The organism is Nocardioides dokdonensis FR1436 (assembly GCF_001653335.1).
In the GTDB taxonomy this organism is placed as follows: Bacteria; Actinomycetota; Actinomycetes; order Propionibacteriales; family Nocardioidaceae; genus Nocardioides; species Nocardioides dokdonensis.
The window spans coordinates 2,028,858-2,047,770 of the sequence record NZ_CP015079.1; the positions used below are offsets into that span (position 1 = coordinate 2,028,858).

General features: G+C 72.9%; 18 protein-coding genes. 11 read left to right on the plus strand and 7 right to left on the minus strand.

Annotated features, from left to right (window positions below; genetic code table 11):
* Positions 1-22 precede the first annotated feature (22 nt).
* Positions 23-901, plus strand: coding sequence for a bile acid:sodium symporter family protein (locus I601_RS09575; RefSeq protein ID WP_068114660.1), 879 nt, complete (start codon positions 23-25; stop codon positions 899-901).
* Here I601_RS09575 and I601_RS09580 read toward each other — a convergent pair.
* Entirely contained in the window at positions 858-1,229 is a 372-nt protein-coding gene (locus I601_RS09580; protein WP_068108748.1) for an STAS domain-containing protein, read from the minus strand. The two genes, I601_RS09575 and I601_RS09580, sit on opposite strands and share 44 nt — an antisense overlap.
* A gap of 179 nt (positions 1,230-1,408) precedes the next feature.
* Positions 1,409-2,494 carry an App1 family protein gene (locus I601_RS09585; RefSeq protein WP_157520013.1) on the minus strand — a complete coding sequence of 362 codons (1,086 nt, stop codon included), beginning with the start codon at positions 2,492-2,494 and terminating at the stop codon, positions 1,409-1,411.
* 53 nt (positions 2,495-2,547) lie between these two features.
* Between I601_RS09585 and I601_RS09590 the strand changes: the two genes are divergently transcribed.
* Entirely contained in the window at positions 2,548-3,639 is a 1,092-nt protein-coding gene (locus tag I601_RS09590) for an NAD(P)/FAD-dependent oxidoreductase (RefSeq protein ID WP_068108755.1), read from the plus strand.
* 85 nt (positions 3,640-3,724) lie between these two features.
* Here the strand turns inward: I601_RS09590 and I601_RS09595 are convergent, their stop codons facing one another.
* Entirely contained in the window at positions 3,725-4,141 is a 417-nt protein-coding gene (locus I601_RS09595; RefSeq protein ID WP_068108758.1) for a VOC family protein, read from the minus strand.
* 203 nt (positions 4,142-4,344) lie between these two features.
* Here I601_RS09595 and I601_RS09600 point away from each other — a divergent pair, with 203 nt between their 5' ends.
* Positions 4,345-5,895, plus strand: coding sequence for a hypothetical protein (locus tag I601_RS09600; RefSeq protein ID WP_157520015.1), 1,551 nt, complete (start codon positions 4,345-4,347; stop codon positions 5,893-5,895).
* 82 nt (positions 5,896-5,977) lie between these two features.
* On the opposite strand, the gene I601_RS09605 is transcribed toward I601_RS09600, so the two are convergent.
* Positions 5,978-6,247 (minus strand): GlsB/YeaQ/YmgE family stress response membrane protein, encoded by a 270-nt coding sequence (locus I601_RS09605; protein WP_237089598.1) that lies wholly within the window; start codon positions 6,245-6,247, stop codon positions 5,978-5,980.
* A gap of 98 nt (positions 6,248-6,345) precedes the next feature.
* Here I601_RS09605 and rlmC point away from each other — a divergent pair, with 98 nt between their 5' ends.
* From rlmC to I601_RS09625, 4 genes are all read left to right on the plus strand, one after another.
* Positions 6,346-7,533 (plus strand): 23S rRNA (uracil(747)-C(5))-methyltransferase RlmC, encoded by a 1,188-nt coding sequence (gene rlmC / locus I601_RS09610; protein ID WP_068108762.1) that lies wholly within the window; start codon positions 6,346-6,348, stop codon positions 7,531-7,533.
* Positions 7,534-7,688: 155 nt separating this feature from the next.
* The gene (locus I601_RS09615) at positions 7,689-8,183 is read left to right on the plus strand and encodes a hypothetical protein (protein WP_068108766.1); all 495 of its coding nucleotides are present in this window, start codon (positions 7,689-7,691) and stop codon (positions 8,181-8,183) included.
* A gap of 157 nt (positions 8,184-8,340) precedes the next feature.
* Positions 8,341-10,035 (plus strand): ABC-F family ATP-binding cassette domain-containing protein, encoded by a 1,695-nt coding sequence (locus tag I601_RS09620; protein WP_068108769.1) that lies wholly within the window; start codon positions 8,341-8,343, stop codon positions 10,033-10,035.
* Positions 10,032-11,075 (plus strand): GNAT family N-acetyltransferase, encoded by a 1,044-nt coding sequence (locus tag I601_RS09625; RefSeq protein ID WP_068108772.1) that lies wholly within the window; start codon positions 10,032-10,034, stop codon positions 11,073-11,075. Before I601_RS09620 ends, I601_RS09625 begins: the two co-directional genes overlap by 4 nt.
* Positions 11,076-11,093: 18 nt before the next feature.
* Here the strand turns inward: I601_RS09625 and I601_RS09630 are convergent, their stop codons facing one another.
* Complete coding sequence (locus tag I601_RS09630; RefSeq protein WP_068108775.1) at positions 11,094-12,386, minus strand: S1C family serine protease; 1,293 nt, start codon at positions 12,384-12,386, stop codon at positions 11,094-11,096.
* A gap of 118 nt (positions 12,387-12,504) precedes the next feature.
* On the opposite strand from I601_RS09630, the gene I601_RS09635 reads away from it, so the two are divergent.
* Entirely contained in the window at positions 12,505-14,145 is a 1,641-nt protein-coding gene (locus I601_RS09635; protein ID WP_084527402.1) for a long-chain-fatty-acid--CoA ligase, read from the plus strand.
* A 113-nt stretch (positions 14,146-14,258) separates the two neighbouring features.
* On the opposite strand, the gene I601_RS09640 is transcribed toward I601_RS09635, so the two are convergent.
* Positions 14,259-14,915, minus strand: coding sequence for an HAD family hydrolase (locus I601_RS09640; protein ID WP_237089599.1), 657 nt, complete (start codon positions 14,913-14,915; stop codon positions 14,259-14,261).
* Positions 14,906-16,195 carry a citrate synthase gene (locus I601_RS09645; protein ID WP_084527404.1) on the minus strand — a complete coding sequence of 430 codons (1,290 nt, stop codon included), beginning with the start codon at positions 16,193-16,195 and terminating at the stop codon, positions 14,906-14,908. The genes I601_RS09640 and I601_RS09645 overlap by 10 nt, the downstream gene beginning before the upstream one ends.
* A gap of 307 nt (positions 16,196-16,502) precedes the next feature.
* Here I601_RS09645 and rplM point away from each other — a divergent pair, with 307 nt between their 5' ends.
* Genes rplM through glmM form a run of 3 tightly spaced genes read left to right on the plus strand, consistent with a single transcriptional unit; the run spans position 16,503 to position 18,905 of the window.
* Positions 16,503-16,946 (plus strand): 50S ribosomal protein L13, encoded by a 444-nt coding sequence (gene rplM / locus I601_RS09650; protein WP_068108778.1) that lies wholly within the window; start codon positions 16,503-16,505, stop codon positions 16,944-16,946.
* A gap of 35 nt (positions 16,947-16,981) precedes the next feature.
* On the plus strand, positions 16,982-17,509 hold the full coding sequence (rpsI, locus tag I601_RS09655) for a 30S ribosomal protein S9 (protein WP_068108781.1): 528 nt from the start codon (positions 16,982-16,984) through the stop codon (positions 17,507-17,509).
* A gap of 25 nt (positions 17,510-17,534) precedes the next feature.
* A complete protein-coding gene (glmM, locus tag I601_RS09660; protein WP_068108784.1) occupies positions 17,535-18,905 on the plus strand; it encodes a phosphoglucosamine mutase in 1,371 nt (456 codons plus the stop codon).
* Positions 18,906-18,913 lie beyond the last annotated feature (8 nt).

Consider the following 18,913-nt stretch of genomic DNA (forward strand, 5'->3'; position numbering starts at 1 on the left):
GGTCGAGCAGGGGAGAGTGGTCGTGAACGACTCCGCACTGATCAGCGTGGGCCTGCCGGTCGCGCTGGCCGTCATCATGTTCGGCCTCGGCCTGTCGTTGCAGGTCGAGGACTTCCGCCGGGTGGCGCGCAGCCCCCGGGCGGTGGTCGTGGCGCTGACGCTGCAGGTGCTGGTGCTGCCCCTGATCGCGTTCGGGTTGGTGCTCCTGCTGGACCTCGACCCGCTGCTCGCGGTCGGCGTGATGCTGCTGGCCGCCTCGCCGGGCGGCACCACCGCCAACCTCTTCAGCCACCTCTTCCACGGCGACGTCGCCCTCAACGTCACGCTCACCGCGATCAACTCGGTGATCGCGGCCTTCACCATCCCGCTCATCACCAACCTCGCGATCGGGTACTTCGACGCCGACGGCGAGCTCGGCCTGCAGGTCGGCAAGGTGCTGCAGGTGATCGCCATCGTGCTGGTGCCGGTCGTGATCGGGATGCTCGTGCGCCGCCGCTCGGCCGGGTTCGCCGCCCGCGCCGACAAGCCGGTGCGGATCTTCTCGATCGCGGTGCTGGTGGTCGTCGCCGTCGGGGCGCTGCTCGGCGAGCGGGAGAACCTGCCCGACTACGTCCGCCAGGTCGGGCTCGTGACCGCGCTGTTCTGCGCGGCCAGCCTGAGCCTGGGCTACCTCGGGGCCCGGATGCTGCGCCTGGACCAGCCGCAGGCCATCGCCAGCTCGATGGAGGTCGGCATCCACAACACCACCGTCGCGCTCACGATCGCGCTCAGCGTCCTCGACAGCACCGAGGTGGCCATCCCGGCCGCGGTCTACTCGGTGATCATGTACGTCTTCGCCACCGCCTTCGGGTTCCTCCTCACCCGTCGGACCCGGGGGCGGCAGCACCAGCCGGTCGGCTGAGGCGAGCCGGCGGGTCCTCGACGAGCAGGACGTGGGTGCCGGTCAGGCGCATGATGCGGACCGCCGAGGGGCTGGCCGCGACCACCCGGCACCCCAGCCCCACGGCCAGGGCCCGTTGGCGGCACCACAGGATCGTGCCCAGGCCGGTGGCGTCGAGGAAGGTCAGCCCCGCGAGGTCGAGGTCGAGGCGCCGGGGCGCACCGACCAGCGCCTCGGACCAGCGCGCGCGCAGGGCGCGGACCGAGGCGAGGTCGAGCTCACCGACGACGCTGAAGCGGCAGCCGTCGGGTGTCGCGGTGGTGGCGGTGGCGAGCGTGTCGGTGCCCATGGCGGTCCCAAGATGGTGGTGGTGGCGCCGTCGATCCTGGCGTCTGGACCACTCAACGGCCGGCGGCGTGCCGGCGGTGCCGTCGCGGGCCAAGATGACCCGTCTGTGCGTGGATATGACCCGAGAGGACCACACGCCGCCGGTCCGGAGGGGCGGGGCGGGTCGCTCGACCCGGCGGCTCAGTCGAGCAGACCCAGGCGGCGGGCCTCGAGGGTCAGCGCCGCGCCGTCGGCACCCCGCCCGGTGCGCCGGGCGCCCGCCTCGTGGCCGGGCTCGTGCTCGGGATGCGCGGCGCGCCCGAGGTCCGCGGGCTCGTCGTCGGCCTCGTCCGCCTCGCCGTCCAGGCGGCCGTGGCGCACCACCTGCTCGGGCAGGCTGAGCTGGCGGATCAGCACCGCGTCCACCCGGCCCGGGTGCTCGCGGGCGATCTGCGCGTACGTGCTCGGGTCGTGCTGGCCGTCGTCGCCGACGAGGATCCAGGACAGCTGGGGGAAGTCGACGAGCAGTCGCCGCAGCTCGGTGATCTTGTGCTGCTGCCCGGAGCGGAACCAGCCGGTGGGCGCGGGCCCCCAGTCGGTGAGGAGCGCCGGGCCCGGCGGGTAGCCGTGGCGCTGCAGGAAGCGTCCGATGGCGCTGGCGACGTTCCACGCGCCGGTGGAGAGGTAGACGACGAACGTGTCCGGGTGCGCGGCCAGCAGGTCGCGGTACAGCGCAGCCATGCCGGGCACCGGCACCCGGTCGACCTCCCGGCTGACGAAGGCGTTGCGGAAGGCCACCAGCGGGCGCGGCAGCATCGTGACCATCACGGTGTCGTCGACGTCGCTGACCAGGCCGTGGCGGGCGTCGGCGGCGGCGATGCTGAGGTGCGCGGAGGTCGGTGGGCTGTCGTCGAGCAGCAGCCGGGCCCGTCCCCACCCGGCCGGCAGGTCGGCGGGCAGCCGGACGTCGACGTAGCCCTCGCGGTCGGTCTCGACGCTGGTGACGGTGCCACCCACCTCGACCTGCACCGGGATCCCGGAGGCGGACTGGGTCACGAACCGGCGCCAGCCCCGGGCGTCGTCGGGGTGCCGCGAGGCGAGGCTGCCCTCGGGCACCAGCACCACGCGCGCCAGCACCCGGACCCACTCACCCTCGAGGCCGTAGCCGACGTGGGGCACCACCCGGGGCACCCACCCGGCTCGGCGCAGCCCCCGGTCGATCAGGCCGTGGACGGCGTCCTCGACGAGGACGGCCGGATGCATGCGCGGCGACGGGAGGGGGCTCACCGGGCCAGCGAAGCACAGATCCGGCCCGGGGGTGGCCTGGCTAGGCTCACCGCGTGCCCGGGACCCAGACGCTGCTGCTCGTCGGTGCCGGCCACGCCCACCTGCACCTCCTGCGCCACGCCGACCGGCTCCGGGCGGCCGGCTGGGACGTCGTGCTGCTCGCGCCACGCTGGTTCGACTACAGCGGGGTCGCCTCGGCGGTCGCCACCGGGGCGCTGCCGGTGAGCGACGGCCGCCTCGACGTGGCCGCGCTGGCGGCCCGGAGCGGCGTACGACACCTCGAGAGCCTGCTGGGCGACCTCGACACCGGGGCGCGGATCGCGACGAGCGCGACGGGGGAGCAGGTGACCTACGACGTCGTGTCGATCGGGATCGGCTCGGTCACCGCCGGGGGCGGCGGGCCCGTCGGCGAGGACGTCGTCGCGGTGAAGCCGTTGGCGCGGCTGCAGACCCTGGTCGACCGGCTGCCCGCGCACGCCGCCGCGACGGTCAGCGTGATCGGCGGCGGCAGCTCGGGCCTCGAGCTCGCTGCCCAGCTCGCCGTGCGTGACGGGGTCGCCCGGGTGCGGCTCGTCGACGGCGCCGACCGGGTGGGGGCGGGCCTGCCGCCGGGGGCGCGGCGCTACGTCGACCGGCTGCTCGCCGCGCGGGGTGTGGAGGTGCTCACCGACCGTCAGGTCACCCGCCTGGAGGCCACCAGCGTGACCCTCGCGGACGGCCAGGTTTTCGAGCACGACCTCGCCGTCCTCGCCGCCGGCCTCGACGCGCCGCCGCTGCTCGAGCGCCTCCGCCTCGGGGACGCGCGCGGCATCCCTGTGCGCGCCACCCTCCAGCACGTCGACCACGACGACGTGTACGCCGTCGGCGACTGCGCGTTCTTCACCCCCGGGCCGCTGCCCCGCGTCGGCGTCCACGGGGTGCGCCAGGCGCCGGTGCTGCTGGCCGCCCTGGAGGCCCGGGGCCGGGGCGAGAGCACCGCGGGGCACGTCTACGTCCCGCCGCGGCACTGGCTCTCCGTGCTCGACCTCGGCGACGGGCTCGGGCTCGCCGTCCGAGGACGCTGGTGGTGGGGCGGGCGCGGCGCCCTGCGGCTCAAGCGGCGCATCGACCGGCGGTGGATCGACGGCTACCGCGGCACCGCCTGACGGCCCCGGCTGCTGGAGCCCACCCCCGGTTGCGGGCGCTGTTCCTGACGCCGTTGGTGACCAAACGGCATCAAGAAGGCCGGATTCATGCCGTTTGGTCACCAACGGCAGCGTTGACGAGCCAGATGATCCCGAACCGGTCGGCGCACTGGCCGAACATGTCGCCCCAGGGCTGCATCTCCATCGGCACGTGCACCTCGCCGCCCTCGGCCAGCGCGTCGAACCAGCCGCGCAGCGTCGGCTCGTCGTCGCCGGAGAGGCTGATGCGCACGGTGCTGCCGTGCTCGACCACCTCGCCCGGCGCGACGTCGGAGGCCATCAGCGCCAACCCGTCGGGCGTGGTCAGGCTCGCGTGCATGATCTTGTCGGCGAGGTCGCCCTCGGCGCCCATGTCGCCGTACGACATCAGCTCCAGCTCGCCGCCGAGCACCGACCGGTAGAAGGTCATCGCCTCCCGGGCCGTCCCGGCGAGGGTGAGGTAGGGGTTCAGGTGGACGGGCATGGCTGGCTCCTGGTCTCGAGGGGGTCACCTCATCCGACCAGCCCCGGCGGTCGACGTCATCGGTGCGCGCCGGAATCCTCCGAACAGGTGAAGTCGGCCAACCCCATGGTCGGATGCCCGGGTCCGGCCTACAGTTCTCCTGCGGGCCTTCGGGCCCCGCTGGAGAGCGGAGCGAATGCATGCGGGCTGGCGGTCTGAGGAGCGTGGCGGCATCCGGCGCTGCCGCCTGCCTGGTGCTCGCGGCCGGTGCCGTCGCCGCCCCCGCCGCCCCCGCCCCGGTCGCAGCGGGCGCCGGCGCCGAGGGGTCCGGCACCGTCGTGGTGCGCGGCCTCGCCTTCCCCGAGGGGCGGGCGATGCGGCTGGGCTTCGTGGGCTGCCAGAACATCTACGACCGGGCCCCCGAGACACCGCAGGCGATGATCGGGGTGGGCCCCGGCGCCGCGCCCGCGGGCGAGCGCAGCCTGCGCTACGACCTCGCCGGCGGCAACGCCGTGGGCGCGCTGAGCTTCGTCTCCTCCGTCGCCCTGACCGAGTCGGCCGGCCTGACGGCGTACGCCGCCGACGGCACCACCGGTGTCGTCTACGCCGGCTACCAGGAGCCCGCCGACCGTCGCACCGGCCTGGTCTGGTTCGGGCGGGCCGACGTCGTCGTGCCGGCCGGGACCTGGACCCGCATCGAGGCCACCGACCTGACCTACTCGTGGAGCAAGTGGGACATGCACGCCCAGGCGCCCGTCCCGGTGGCGGCCGGCACCAGGCCCGCGCCCGTCGGGACGCTGGCCGACATGGTCGTGCGGCACCGCGGCGACGGCGCCGGGTTCGTGATGACCGGCCTGGGCTGCGACGGCCACGAGTTCGCGATGGACGCCCTGCACCTGGACACCGCCGGCACCGCCACCACCTACGACCTCGAGGGCCTGGCCACCTCGACGCGCATGCTCGCCCCGCCCGTACGCCGCGTGGTCGCCGGGCAGGACCTCGACCTGGGCGGCACCCTGGTCGACAGCACCGGGGCGCCGCTGAGCGGGGTCACCATGATGCTCGAGTCACGCGCGGCCGGCTCCTCGACGTGGGAGGTGGCGCAGGTCGTCGACGTCGACGGCACCAGCCCGAGCGTGGCCGTCGCCCCCGTCACCGGCACCACCTACCGCTGGCGCTTCGCCGACCGACCGATGGCCGAGGGCAGCGTCTCCGCGCCGTTCACGGTGCAGGTCGTCGGGGGCGTCAGCGCCGACCTGGTCGGCACCGGCACCGAGCGCGCGATCACCGGCGCCGTCACCCCGGCCGCGCCGGGCAGCGAGGCGGTGCTGTGGCGCCTCGACGACGGGGCCTGGCGGCGCGTCGCGACCGCCGCGGTCGGGCCGCTGGGCGGCTACCGCTTCGACCTGCCCGCCGACGCGGCCGGGCGCTGGTCGGTGACCCTGCCCGCCGCGCCGGGACGTCTCGAGGGCCGCTCGCCCTGGCTCACCGTGGCCGGCGCGTCGACGCCCGAGGCCTCCCCGAGCCCCAGCGCGACGCAGAGCCCGACGAAGAGTCCTTCGCAGAGCCCCACCAGGAGCCCGTCGACCTCGTCCACCCCGAGCGCGACGGCGAGCCCCACGAAGAGTGCCAGTGCATGGGCGACCGCGAGCCCCACAAAGAGCCCCACCGCGTCCAGCAGCCCCAGCAGCAGCTCGAGCGCCAGCGCGAGTGCCGGTCAGAGCGCCAGCGGGAGCGCGAGCCCCTCGGCCGGCGCCGACACCTCGACCCCCTGAGGTCGCGGCACCGGCGAAATGACGACGAGCGCCGACGAGGAGCTTCTCCTCACCGACGCTCGTCGAGCGTGCGACCCGTGGGTCAGACGCGAGCCTTGCCCTTCGAGGACATGCCCTCCGCGACACCGATCAGCAGCACAGCGGCGACCACGGCGATGACGAAGCCGAGGATGTTGAGCTCGAAGATGTCCCCGGTGCCGAGGGCGCTGGCGGCGATGCCGCCGATGAGGGCGCCGACGACGCCGAGCACCAGCGTCGCCAGGATGCTCAGCGACTGCTTGCCCGGCTTGATCAGTCGCGCCAGTGCTCCGATGATGAGCCCGACGACGAGCAGTCCGATGATGTTGAACATGGTGGTTCCCTCCTGGTCGTCCGACGGTCGAACGTCGGCATAGACCCTACGGGCGCCGGACTCACCCCTGGGCCACCCGCCCCGTAGGCTCCTCGGTCGTGCAGTGCGACTACTTCGACGCCGGCGCGTGCCGCTCGTGCACGTGGATGGGTCGGGCCTACTCCGACCAGGTCGCGGAGAAGCAGCGGCTCGTCGCCGACCTGCTCGCGCCGGCGCTGGCCGGGCGGGGGCCGGCGCGCCGGGCGCCGTTGACCTGGCTGCCTCCGGTCACCGGACCCGAGGAGGGGTTCCGCAACAAGGCGAAGATGGTCGTCGCCGGCACCGTCGACGCCCCGACCCTGGGCATCCTCGACCCCCGCGGGGGCGGCACCGACCTGCGGCACTGCGGCCTGCACGAGCCCGGTCTGCACGACGCGCTACCGGTCCTGGCCGAGCACGTGAGCCGCGCGCGGCTGGCGCCGTACGACGTCACGACGCGCCGCGGCGAGCTCAAGCACCTGCTGGTCACCCGCGCGCCCGGCGGCGAGCTGATGGTGCGCTGGGTGCTGCGCTCGACCGAGCCCGAGGCGCGGCTGCGCAAGCACCTGGCGTGGCTGTGCGAGCGGCTGCCGGTGGCGGTGGCCTCGGTCAACATCCAGCCCGAGCACAAGGCGGTGCTGGAGGGCGAGCGCGAGATCGTGCTCACCGAGCGCGCGACACTGCCGATGGAGCTGCCGATGGAGCTGCCGGTCGACCTGCCGGGCGGCGCCGGGCTGCGGCTGCACCTGCGGCCGCAGTCGTTCTTCCAGACCAACACCCTCGTCGCCACCGCCCTCTACGAGCAGGCTCGGGCCTGGGCCGCCGAGATCGGGCCCGCCTCGGTGTGGGACCTGTACGGCGGCGTCGGCGGCTTCGCGCTCGCCCTCGCCGCCCCGGGGCGCGCGGTCACCGGCGTCGAGATCTCGCCCGAGGCCGTCGCCTCGGCGCAGCAGTCGGCCGCCGAGGCGGGGCTCGCCGACGCCCGCTTCGTCGCCGCCGACGCGACCGCCTGGGCCCTGGAGCAGCCCGCCGCGTCGCACCCGGACCTCGTCGTGGTCAACCCACCGCGACGCGGCATCGGCCCGCAGCTCACCGGGTGGCTGGAGTCCTCCGAGGTCGGTGAGGTCCTCTACTCCAGCTGCAACGCCACCACGCTGGCCCGCGACCTGGCCGCCCTGCCGTCGTACGACGTCGTCACGGCGAGGCTGCTCGACATGTTCCCCCAGACCACCCACCACGAGGTGCTCGTCCGGTTGCGGCGCCGGTGAGGTCGCTCGGCTGGCCTGGAGGTTCATCGGCCGGCCGATGAACCTGACGGGTGGACGACGAAACTTCATCGTCCACCCAGGAGTTTCATCGGCCGGCCGATGAAGCATGCGGGGGCCCTTCCGCTGACCCGGGGGTGCGTGGGTACGGTCGAGGCGTGAGCTCCACCGACTTCTGCGACCTGTGCGAACTCCCTCTCTCGACCTGCGTGCACGGGATGCCCGCCCCGGTGGAGCCACCGCCACCGGTCAAGAAGGCGCCACCGAAGGCCTCCCCGGTGACCCGACGACGTACGACGCCCGCGGCGTCCGGCTCCTCGACGAGCCCGGCCGCGCCCGCCGCCCCCGCGCGTCCGCGCCGCCGCACCCCACAGGCCGACTTCAAGCCCTGGATCGTCAAGATGCTCCAGGAGGCCGGCGGCCAGGCCGAGGCCGATGACCTGCTCAGCGACCTCGAGCAGCGCCTCGGCGACGTGCTGCGCCCCGGCGACCTCGAGACCGGGCCGACCGGTGAGGTCCGTTGGCGCACCGCGGCCCGCACCGCCCGCAAGCAGCTGGCCGATGACGGCCTGCTCCTCGCCCCCCGCCCCGGCACCTGGGCGCTGACCGACCGCGGCAGCGTCGAGTGGGTGCCGGACCTGCCCTCCGCCTGAGGAGTCGCGCCCTGGGTCGTGGCTTGGGTCGTGGCCTGACTCGTGGTCCCTCGACGCGCCCTGGCGCGTCCTGGGACACACGACCCGGACCACGACCCAGACAGGCCGCAGGACAAAGAAAGTGACCCCGGCGCGCTGATCACGGACAATCGCTGACGTGGGTCATGTGGATGTCGCCGGTGTCAGGTACGAGCTCCCCGACGGGCGGGTGCTGCTCGACGAGGTGGCGTTCCGGGTCGGTGAGGGCGCCAAGGTCGCGCTGGTCGGCGCGAACGGCGCGGGCAAGACGACGCTGCTGCGCATCATCACCGGCGACCTGGCCCCGCACGCCGGCGCCGTGACCCGCTCCGGCGGCCTCGGCGTGATGCGCCAGGACGTCAAGGCCGGGCTGCGCGAGGGCGCCACCGTCGCCGACCTGCTGCTCAGCGTCGCCCCGCCGCGGGTGCGCGAGGCGGCCGCGGAGGTCGAGCGGCTCGAGCTGGCGCTGATGGAGTCCGACGACGAGGCGACCCAGATGCGCTACGCCGAGGCGCTGGGGGAGTACGCCGACGCCGGCGGGTACGACGTCGAGGTCACCTGGGACGTGTGCGCCACCGCCGCGCTGGGCTTCTCCTACGACCGCGCCAAGTACCGCGAGCTGACGACGCTGAGCGGCGGCGAGCAGAAGCGGCTGGTCCTGGAGTTCCTGCTGCGCGGCCCCGACCAGGTGCTGCTGCTCGACGAGCCCGACAACTACCTCGACGTGCCCGGCAAGATCTGGCTCGAGGGCCGCATCCGCGAGTCCGACAAGACGGTGCTGATGATCAGCCACGACCGCGAGCTGCTCGACAACACCGCGACCCGGGTCGTGACCGTCGAGCTCGGCGCCGCGGGCAACCGGGTGTGGACGCACCCCGGCGGCTTCGCGTCGTACCACCAGGCGCGCACCGACCGCTTCGCGCGCTTCGAGGAGCAGCGCAAGCGCTGGGACGAGGAGCACGCCAAGCTCAAGGCGCTGGTCCTGCGGCTCAAGATCAAGGCCGAGTACAACGACGGCATGTCGAGCCAGTACCGCGCCTCGCAGACCCGTCTGCGCAAGTTCGAGGAGGCCGGCCCGCCCCTCGAGCAGCCGCGCGAGCAGCAGGTCTCGATGCGTCTCAAGGGCGGGCGCACCGGCAAGCGCGCCGTGGTCTGCGAGGACCTGGAGCTCACCGGGCTGATGAAGCCCTTCGACCTCGAGGTCTGGTACGGCGAGCGGGTGGCCGTGCTGGGCTCGAACGGCTCCGGCAAGTCGCACTTCCTGCGGCTGCTGGCCGCCGGCGGCAGCGACCCCGACGTCGAGCACCGCCCCGTGTCGGAGGTCCCGGTGAAGCCGGTGCCGCACACCGGCAAGGCCAAGCTCGGCGCCCGGGTGCGACCCGGCTGGTTCGTGCAGACCCACGAGCACCCCGAGCTGGTGGGGCGCACCCTGCTCGACATCCTGCACCGCGGCGACGGCCACCCCGGCGGGCGCGGCGGCCTGGGTCGCGAGCAGGCCGCGCGGGTGCTGGACCGCTACGAGCTGGCGCACGCCGGCGAGCAGACCTTCGACTCGCTCTCGGGCGGCCAGCAGGCCCGCTTCCAGATCCTGCTGCTGGAGCTCTCCGGCGCCACGCTGCTGCTGCTCGACGAGCCCACCGACAACCTCGACGTGCAGTCGGCCGAGGCGCTGGAGGAGGGACTCGAGGCCTTCGAGGGCACGGTCCTGGCCGTCACCCACGACCGGTGGTTCGCCCGCGGCTTCGACCGGTTCCTCGTCTACGGCGCCGACGGGGAGGTCTACGAGTCACCCGGACCGGTCTGGGACGAGGGCCGGGTGGTCCGGGCGCGATGACCGCCCCCAGCGGGACGGGCGAGCTGCGCATCGAGGCGGTCGACCCCTTCGACGACGACACGTTCGAGGCGTGGCACGCGGTCTACCTGTCCTCCCAGCGGCACGTGCGCGAGCCGGCCGCGGTCACCGCCTGGACCCTGGGGGAGATGCGGCCGCAGATGCAGGCCCAGGGCAGCAAGCGGTGGGCGGGGGCGTTCCTGGGTCGTGTCGACGAGGTGCCGGTCGCCTCGGGCTACCTCGCGACCCCCTTGCTGGACAACCTCGCCCAGGCGCAGGTGTCCCTCGACGTCGGGCCCGACCACCGGGGCCGCGGCCACGGGTCGACGATGCTGGCCCACCTGCTCCGGCAGGCCGCGTCCCGCGGGCGCGACGTGGTCACCGCCGAGACCTCCTGGGAGTGGGACGCACCGGTCGACGGGGCGGGCCGGGCCGGTCCCGCCCTGCTGCGCCGACACGGCTTCGAGCTGGGCCTGACCGAGGTGCTGCGGGTGCTCGACCTCCCGGTCGCTGCCGAGCGGCTGCACGACCTGGCCGCGCAGGCGGCGCCGCACCATGCGGCGTACCCGCTGCGCTCCTTCGTGGGCCGGGTGCCCGACGAGCTCGCCGAGCAGTGGGCGGCGATCACCGCCAGCCTGTCCACGGAGGCGCCCGTGGGCAGCCTGAGCGTGGAGGCCGAGACCGGCGACGTCGCCCTGCTCCGGGAGGAGGAGGACATGCTGGCGCGCCAGGCCCGCACCCGCTACGCGAGCGTCGCGCTCACCGCGGACGGCCAGGTGGCCGGCTACACCGAGATCGTCACCACCGAGCACGAGCCCGGCAAGGCCTACCAGTGGGGCACCGTCATACGCCGCGAGCACCGGGGTCGACGTCTCGGCTCGGCGGTGAAGACCGCGACGCTGCTGCTCCTGCAGGAGCACGTCGCCGACCTGCACTCGGTGCGGACCTGGAACGCCGACTCGAACACGCACATGGTGGCGGTCAACGACGCGCTGGGCTACCGCCCGGTCGAGCGCCTCGGCACCTTCGAGCGGCGCGTCTGAGGCGAGACCGGCGGACGGTCAGGAGGTGGCGTCGGAGTCCAGGACCAGCTCGACGGTGTCCTCGTCACCGCCGCGCACGTAGGTGATCGTCACGCTGTCGCCGGGGCGGTAGGAGCGGATGGTGGCCACCAGGGAGTCGGAGCTGACGATCATCGTGTCGTCGACCTTGGTGATCACGTCGTCCTTCTGCAGGCCCGCGTCGGCGGCGGTCGAGCCGTCGCCGACCTCGCGCACCAGCGCACCCTGGACGACGTCGGCGCCCGACGACGACTCGTCGGAGCCGCCGCGGAGCGCGACGTCGCTCACCGAGATGCCCAGCCGGGCGTGCGTCGGCGTCTCGCCGGCCGCCATCTGCTCCACGACCCCCATCACCTCGTCGATCGGGATCGAGAAGCCCAGCCCGATGGACCCGCCCTGCGAGGACTCGCCGAAGGGCGAGCCGCTCGAGCCCGCCGTCCGGATGGAGGAGTTGATGCCGACGACGTGACCGTTCATGTCCACCAGGGGGCCGCCGCTGTTGCCGGGGTTGATCGCGGCGTCGGTCTGCACCGCGGGGTAGATGGTCGCGTCGCCGTCCTCGTTGCTGCCCACGCCCACGGGGCGGTCCAGGGCGCTGACGATGCCGCTGGTCACGGTCGCGTCGAGCCCGAAGGGCGAGCCGATCGCGACGACCGCCTGGCCGACCCGGAGGTCCTCGGACTTCCCGATCGTGGCCGGGGTCAGGCCCTCGACGCCCTCGGCCTGGATGACCGCGGTGTCGGTGAGCGGGTCGGAGCCGAGCACCGTGGCCGCCGCCCGCGAGCCGTCGTCGAAGGAGACGGTGATCTCGGCGCCGTCACCCGCCGCGGCGATCACGTGCTCGTTCGTCAGGATCTGCCCGTCCGAGGACAGCACGATCCCGGACCCGGAGCCACCCTCCTGCCCGCTGCGCACGTCGATGCGCACGACCGAGGGCAGGACGTCGGCCGCGACCTGCTGCACCGATCCCGGTTCGGCACCGGCCTCGGGGGTGTCCACGACCTCCGAGGTCTGCACGGCCGGGCTGTCCTGGCTGCTGCCGCCCTCGCCGTCGAAGGCGCTCCACGCGGCCGCCCCGCCGAACCCGGCCACCCCGCCGACCACCAGCGAGGCCGCCACCACCGCCGCTGCGAACCCCTTGCGCCCACGGGCCGGCGGAGCCGCTGCCGGTGCCGGCGTACCGCCCGGGTTCCAGCTGGGCTGGGGCCCCAGGTCGTACGCCGTGGTGTCGCGGTACGGGTCGTGCTGCGGGTCGTGCGGGGGCTGCGGGGCGTCCGACGGCGTCTCGTTCATGTGCCCATGGTGCCTACCGCGGCTGTGAGTCGCCTGAGACGGGCCTGGGGACGAGGCAAGAATGAGCGAACTTCGCGAAGTCCTTGAGCGCGCCTGTGCCCTCGGTCACACTCGGCGCATGACTGCCACGCCGACCCCGGCCACCAGCCCCGAGAACCAGCAGGCCCAGCCCGGGGCGACCCCCGGCCCGACCCCGCGCTTCGTCGACGACCGCCTCGCCCACTGGGCCGCGACCACCCCCGACGCCGAGGCGATGACCTACCTCGCGCGCACCTGGACCTGGGCCGAGCTCGACGATCGCGTACGCCGCTGCACCGGGATGCTGGCCGGCCTCGGGGTCGGGCGCGGCGACGTGGTGGCCTTCCTCGACAAGAACCACCCGGCCTGCGTGGAGCTGAGCATGGCCGCGGGCGCGCTGGGCGCGGCCAACGCGATCATCAACTTCCGCCTCGCCGGGGAGGAGATCGACTACGCCGTCAACGACTCGGGGGCGACGGTGCTGCTGGTCGGCAGCGAGCTGATGGGTCAGGTCGAGCAGATCCGCGACCGGCTGACCCGGGTCGAGCACGTCATCGAGGTGACGCCCGACGGCGGCCTCGAGTCCGACGACTACGAGCGCCGCCTCGCCGAGGCGACCCCGACCGGGCGCGCCGCCGACGTCGACCCGGGCGACACCTGCCTGGTCATGTACTCCTCGGGCACCACCGGCCACCCCAAGGGCGTGATGCTCAGCCACGCCAACATGGTCGCCCACACGACCAACGCCCACGACGGCTGGGGATTCGAGCCCGGCGACAAGTCGATGGTCGCGATGCCGCTCTTCCACGTCGGCGGGTCGTCGTACGTGCTCTTCGGCATCCACGACGGCATCCCCAGCGTGATGACCCGCGACCCCGACGGCGCGTCGCTGGCCGGCGCGATCCTGGCCGGCGCCAACCGGACCTTCCTGGTGCCGGCGGTGCTCGCCCAGGTGCTGCAGTCCGGGCCCGACGCGATCAAGCTCTTCGGGGCCCTCAAGACCTACACGTACGGCGCCGCGCCGATGCCGCCGCCGCTGCTGCGCGCGGCGATGGAGGCCTGGCCCGACACCGACTTCATGCAGGTCTACGGGCTCACCGAGGTCTCCGGCGTGGCCACCCACCTGATGCCTGAGGAGCACCGCACCGCGGTCGCCGACGGCCACCCCGAGCGGCTGGTCTCGGCGGGGCGGGCGCTGCCGGAGATGGAGGTGCGCATCGTCGACCCGGCCACCCTCGAGGACCAGCCGACCGGCTCTGCCGGGGAGATCTGGCTGCGCACCCCGCAGCTGTTCCAGGGCTACCTCGGCAAGCCGGAGGCGACCGCGGAGGTCATCACCCCCGACGGCTGGTTCCGCACCGGCGACATGGGCAAGGTCGACGCCGAGGGCTACGTGTTCGTGGAGGACCGGCTCAAGGACATGATCATCAGCGGCGGCGAGAACATCTACAGCCCCGAGGTCGAGCGGGTGCTCGCCGAGCACCCGGCGGTGATGGAGGTCGCGGTCATCGGCATCCCCGACGACACCTGGGGCGAGTCGGTCAAGGCCGTCGTGGCGCTCAAGGAGGGCGAGAGCGCCACCGAGCAGGAGATCATCGCCTACTGCCGCGAGCACCTGGCGCACTTCAAGTGCCCCAAGACCATCGACGTCCTGGAGGCGCTGCCGCGCAACCCGACCGGCAAGATCCTCAAGCGCGAGCTGCGGGCGCCGTACTGGGAGGGGCGCGACCGCGCCGTCTGACGGCCCCGAAGAGGCGTGGGGCCGCAGGCGTTGGGGTGATCCCGTAGGCGTTGGGGTGATGCACCACCCCAACGCCTACGGATTCCCCGGGTACCCGGGGAATCCGCAGCGGCTCAGAGCGGCAGCCCGAGCCCGGCCAGGTCGACGCGCAGCGCCTCGGCGTCGGTGAACACGAGGCCGGTCATGCCCAGCGCGACGGCCGCGTCGACGTTCTCGGGCCGGTCGTCGACGAAGACCAGCTCGCCCAGCGCCCGCCCGGTGCGCGCCACGAGCAGCTCGTAGACCCGCGGGTCCGGCTTGGCCAGGCCCTCGGTGCCGGAGACGACGACGTCCTCGAGCAGGGCGAGGACCTCGAACATCCGCGGTGCGTGCGGGTAGAGCTCGTGCGACCAGTTCGTCAGCCCCCACTGCGGTACGCCGCCGGCGTGCAGCGCGCGGACCAGCTCGGGGGTCCCGGGCACCTCACCGACCAGGGAGGCGGGGAAGTGCGCCCGGTAGGCGCGGGCGTGCGCCAGCCAGTGCGGGTGGCTGCGGGCGACCGCGGCCTCGGCCTCGTCCCAGGTCATCCCGGAGTCGGGGCCGTGGTTGTAGGCGCGGAAGTCGAAGTCGTCGGCACCCAGGAACCGGGCGGCCTCGTCCTCGCCGACCCCGGCGGCGATGGCCCGGGAGGCGTCCCAGTCGATCAGCACGTTGCCCAGGTCCCACACGACCCCGGCCCCCACGTGGGGGACCGGGGTCGCGACGGGACCGGGGGAGGTGCTCAGGCCCACCGCTCCGAGGCCGGGGTGAACTGCAGCTGACGCTCACCGGTGTAGATCTGCTTGGGGCGAGCGATCTTCTGCTCCTTGTCCTGCACCAGCTCGATCCACTGCGCGAGCCAGCCGGGCGTGCGCCCGATGGCGAAGAGCACGGTGAACATCTCGGGCGGGAACTGGAAGGCCTCGTAGATGAGGCCGGAGTAGAAGTCCACGTTCGGGTAGAGCTTGCGGCTGATGAAGTACTCGTCCTCGAGCGCGATCTTCTCGAGCTCCTTGGCGATCTCGAGGAGCGGGTTGACCCCGGTGACCTCGAAGACGTCGTCGCAGGCCTTCTTGATGATCGTGGCGCGCGGGTCGTGGTTCTTGTAGACCCGGTGGCCGAAGCCCATCAGCTTCTCGTTGCCGTTCTTGACGCCCTCGATGAAGGCCGGGATGTTCTCCTTCGACCCGATGCGCCGCAGCATCCGCAGCACCGCCTCGTTGGCGCCGCCGTGCAGCGGGCCGTAGAGCGCGCCGATGCCCGCCGCGACGGCGGAGTACGGGTCGACCTGCGAGGAGCCGACCGAGCGCACCGCATTGGTGGAGCAGTTCTGCTCGTGGTCGGCGTGCAGGATGAAGAGGATGTCGAGGGCCTTGACCAGACGCTCGTCGACCTCGAACTTCGACTCGCTCATCTTGAAGAGCATCGAGAGGAAGTTGGCGGTGTAGGAGAGGTCGTTGTCGGGGTAGATGTAGGGCTTGCCCTGCGCGTGCCGGAAGGACCAGGCGCCCAGGGTCGGCATCTTCGCGATCATCCGCACGATCTGCATGTGGCGGTTCTGCGGGTCGGAGATGTTGCGCGCGTCGGGGTAGAACGTCGACAGGGCCCCCACCGACGCCATCAGCATCCCCATCGGGTGCGCGTCGTAGCGGAAGCCCTGCATGAACGTCTTCACGTTCTCGTGCACGAACGTGTGGTAGGTGATCTCGTGCACCCACGTGTCGTACTCGGCCTTGGTCGGGAGCGCGCCGTGGATCAGCAGGTAGGAGACCTCGAGGAAGCTCGACTTCTCGGCGAGCTGCTCGATGGGGTACCCGCGGTACTCCAGGATCCCCTTCTCCCCGTCGATGTAGGTCACGGAGCTGCGGCAGGAGGCGGTGTTGACGAAGCCGGGGTCGTAGACGGCCAGGCCGGGCGTCTCGTCGTCAGCCTTGATCTTCCCGATGTCGGCGGCCTTGATGGAGCCGTCGAGGATCGGGACGTCGTACTCCTGTCCGGTGCGGTTGTCACGGACTGTCAGAGAATCGGTCACGCTTCGCGACTGTAGTCCGCGTTCGCGACGAACGTGAACCCGACGTCCCGCGCCTCGAGCGCCCCGGGGCCCCCGGCCCTCGCATTTGGCCGTACGTCGGGCCCGCCCGTAGTCTGGGCTGTCGCGACCCCTGCCGCGTCCCGACGTCCTCGTCGGGGTGCTGATCCGGACGTGAGCCGAGCCCCATCCAGACCCACCGTGGTCGGGGTTGGTCGGTGCGACCCGGGCCGTGTTCGTCAGAGGCCGTGCTCCACCACCCCGTCGAGCAGCTCGACGGGGACCAACGAACGAAGAGAGTAGATCAGCCGTGCGTACCTACAGCCCGAAGCCTGGGGACATCCAGCGCGAGTGGCACATCATCGACGCCACCGACGTCCGCCTCGGACGCCTCGCCGTCCAGGCCGCCACCCTCATCCGTGGCAAGCACAAGCCGATGTTCGCCCCTCACGCCGACACCGGCGACTTCGTCATCATCATCAACGCCGAGAAGGTGTCGCTCTCCGGCGACAAGGCGACCAAGAAGATGGCCTACCGCCACTCCGGCTTCCCCGGTGGCCTGTCCGCGACGCCGATCGGTGAGGTCCTCGAGAAGGACGCCCGCCGCGCGATCGAGATGGCCGTGTGGGGCATGCTGCCCAAGAACAAGCTGGGCCGTCAGGTGCTGAAAAAGCTCAAGGTGTACTCGGGTCCCTCGCACCCGCACCAGGCCCAGCAGGCCGTCCCGTTCGAGATCAGCCAGATCTCCCAGTAATCGTCGTCGTCGAGAAAGACTGAGTGAGGAACATCGTGGCTGAGACCACCGAGAACGAGAAGACCGAGAACACCGGCGAGGTCGAGGAGACCTTCACCCCCGACGAGCAGGGCGTTGCCTACAGCTCCGAGAGCACCCCGAGTGCCGAGGCTGTCGCCGAGCGTCCCGCGACCATCGCGCCTGGCGCGGCCACCGGCCGTCGCAAGCAGGCCGTGGCGCGCGTGCGCATCGTGCCGGGCACCGGAGTGTGGACCGTCAACGGTCGCGCCCTGGACTCCTACTTCCCGAACAAGCTGCACCAGCAGGTCGTCAACGAGCCCTTCGCTGCGCTGCAGCTCGAGGGTCGCTTCGACGTCATCGCCCGCATCCACGGCGGCGGCATCACCGGCCAGGCCGGCGCGCTGCGCCTGGGCGTGGCCCGGTCGCTGAACGCGATCGACGTCGACGCCAACCGCGCGATCCTGAAGAAGGACGGTCTCCTGACTCGTGACGCCCGCGTCATCGAGCGCAAGAAGGCCGGTCTGAAGAAGGCCCGCAAGGCGCCGCAGTTCAGCAAGCGCTGATCAACGAGGTCGCGTGAGCACTTCTGTGACACGCCTCTTCGGCACGGACGGGGTCCGGGGTCGGGCCAACGGTGTACTCACCGCTGGCCTGGCCCTGGACCTTTCCGTTGCCGCGGCGCGCGTGCTGGCCGACGCCGGCGAGTTCGAGGGCCACCGCCCCCGGGCCGTCGTGGGTCGCGACACCCGCATCTCCGGTGAGTTCCTCGAGGCCGCGGTCGTGGCCGGCCTGGCCTCCGCCGGCGTCGACGTCGAGCTCGTCGGCGTGCTGCCGACCCCCGGGGTCGCGCACCTGACCGACGTCCTGGACGCCGACCTGGGCGTGATGATCTCCGCCTCGCACAACCCGATGCCCGACAACGGCATCAAGTTCTTCGCCCGCGGCGGGCGCAAGCTCGACGACGCCCTCGAGGAGCAGATCGAGCAGCGGATGCACGCCGACGAGGCGCTGCCCACCGGTGCCGCGGTCGGCCGGGTGCGCTCGCACCCCGAGGCCGTGCAGCGCTACGCCGACCACCTCGTCTCCACGCTGGCCACCTCCCCGGGCGCCCCCGGGGCCGGCCCGCTCACGGGGCTGCGGATCGTGCTCGACTGCGCCGAGGGTGCGGCGTACGACGCCGGGCCGCGTGCGCTGCAGGCGGCCGGGGCCACCGTGGTCGCCATCCACGCCGCTCCCGACGGGCTCAACATCAACGACGGCTGCGGGTCCACCCACCTGGAGCCGCTGCGCCGAGCGGTGCTCGAGCACGGCGCCGACGCCGGCTTCGCCCTCGACGGCGACGCCGACCGGATGCTCGCGGTGGACGCCGCCGGTGAGGTCGTCGACGGCGACCAGGTGCTGGCGATCCTGGCGCTGGCCGGTCTCGAGGACGGTTCCCTGGTCGACTCCACCGTCGTGGCGACGGTGATGAGCAACCTCGGGTTCGTGCAGGCCATGGAGGCCGCCGGCATCAAGGTGGCGCTCACCAAGGTCGGTGACCGCTACGTGCTGGAGCAGATGGGCGCCTCGGGCTTCGTGCTCGGCGGCGAGCAGTCCGGCCACGTGATCATGAGCCGCCACGCCACCACCGGCGACGGCCTGCTCGCGACGCTGCACGTGGCGGCCCGGATGGCGGCCACCGGCCGCTCCCTGGCCGACCTCGCCGGTGTCGTGACCCGCCTGCCCCAGGTGCTGGTCAACGTCCCCGACGTCGACAAGTCGCGTACGCACGACGACGTGCTCGTCGCCGCAGTGGAGCGCGAGGAGGCCGCGATGGCCGGTTCCGGCCGCGTCCTGCTGCGCCCCTCCGGCACCGAGTCCCTGGTGCGGGTGATGGTCGAGGCCCCCACCCAGCAGCAGGCCCAGGACGTCGCCGACCGGCTCGCCGACGTCGTGCGCGAGCGGCTCGCGCTGGCCTGAGCGCCCGT

Bases quoted from the DNA above. Each gene is read 5' to 3' on its own strand.
- I601_RS09630 (WP_068108775.1), bottom strand. From the start codon at position 12,386: ATGAACGAGACGCCGTCGGACGCCCCGCAGCCCCCGCACGACCCGCAG.
- I601_RS09580 (WP_068108748.1), bottom strand. From the start codon at position 1,229: ATGGGCACCGACACGCTCGCCACCGCCACCACCGCGACACCCGACGGC.
- I601_RS09625 (WP_068108772.1), top strand. From the start codon at position 10,032: ATGACCGCCCCCAGCGGGACGGGCGAGCTGCGCATCGAGGCGGTCGAC.
- I601_RS09595 (WP_068108758.1), bottom strand. From the start codon at position 4,141: ATGCCCGTCCACCTGAACCCCTACCTCACCCTCGCCGGGACGGCCCGG.
- I601_RS09605 (WP_237089598.1), bottom strand. From the start codon at position 6,247: ATGTTCAACATCATCGGACTGCTCGTCGTCGGGCTCATCATCGGAGCA.
- I601_RS09635 (WP_084527402.1), top strand. From the start codon at position 12,505: ATGACTGCCACGCCGACCCCGGCCACCAGCCCCGAGAACCAGCAGGCC.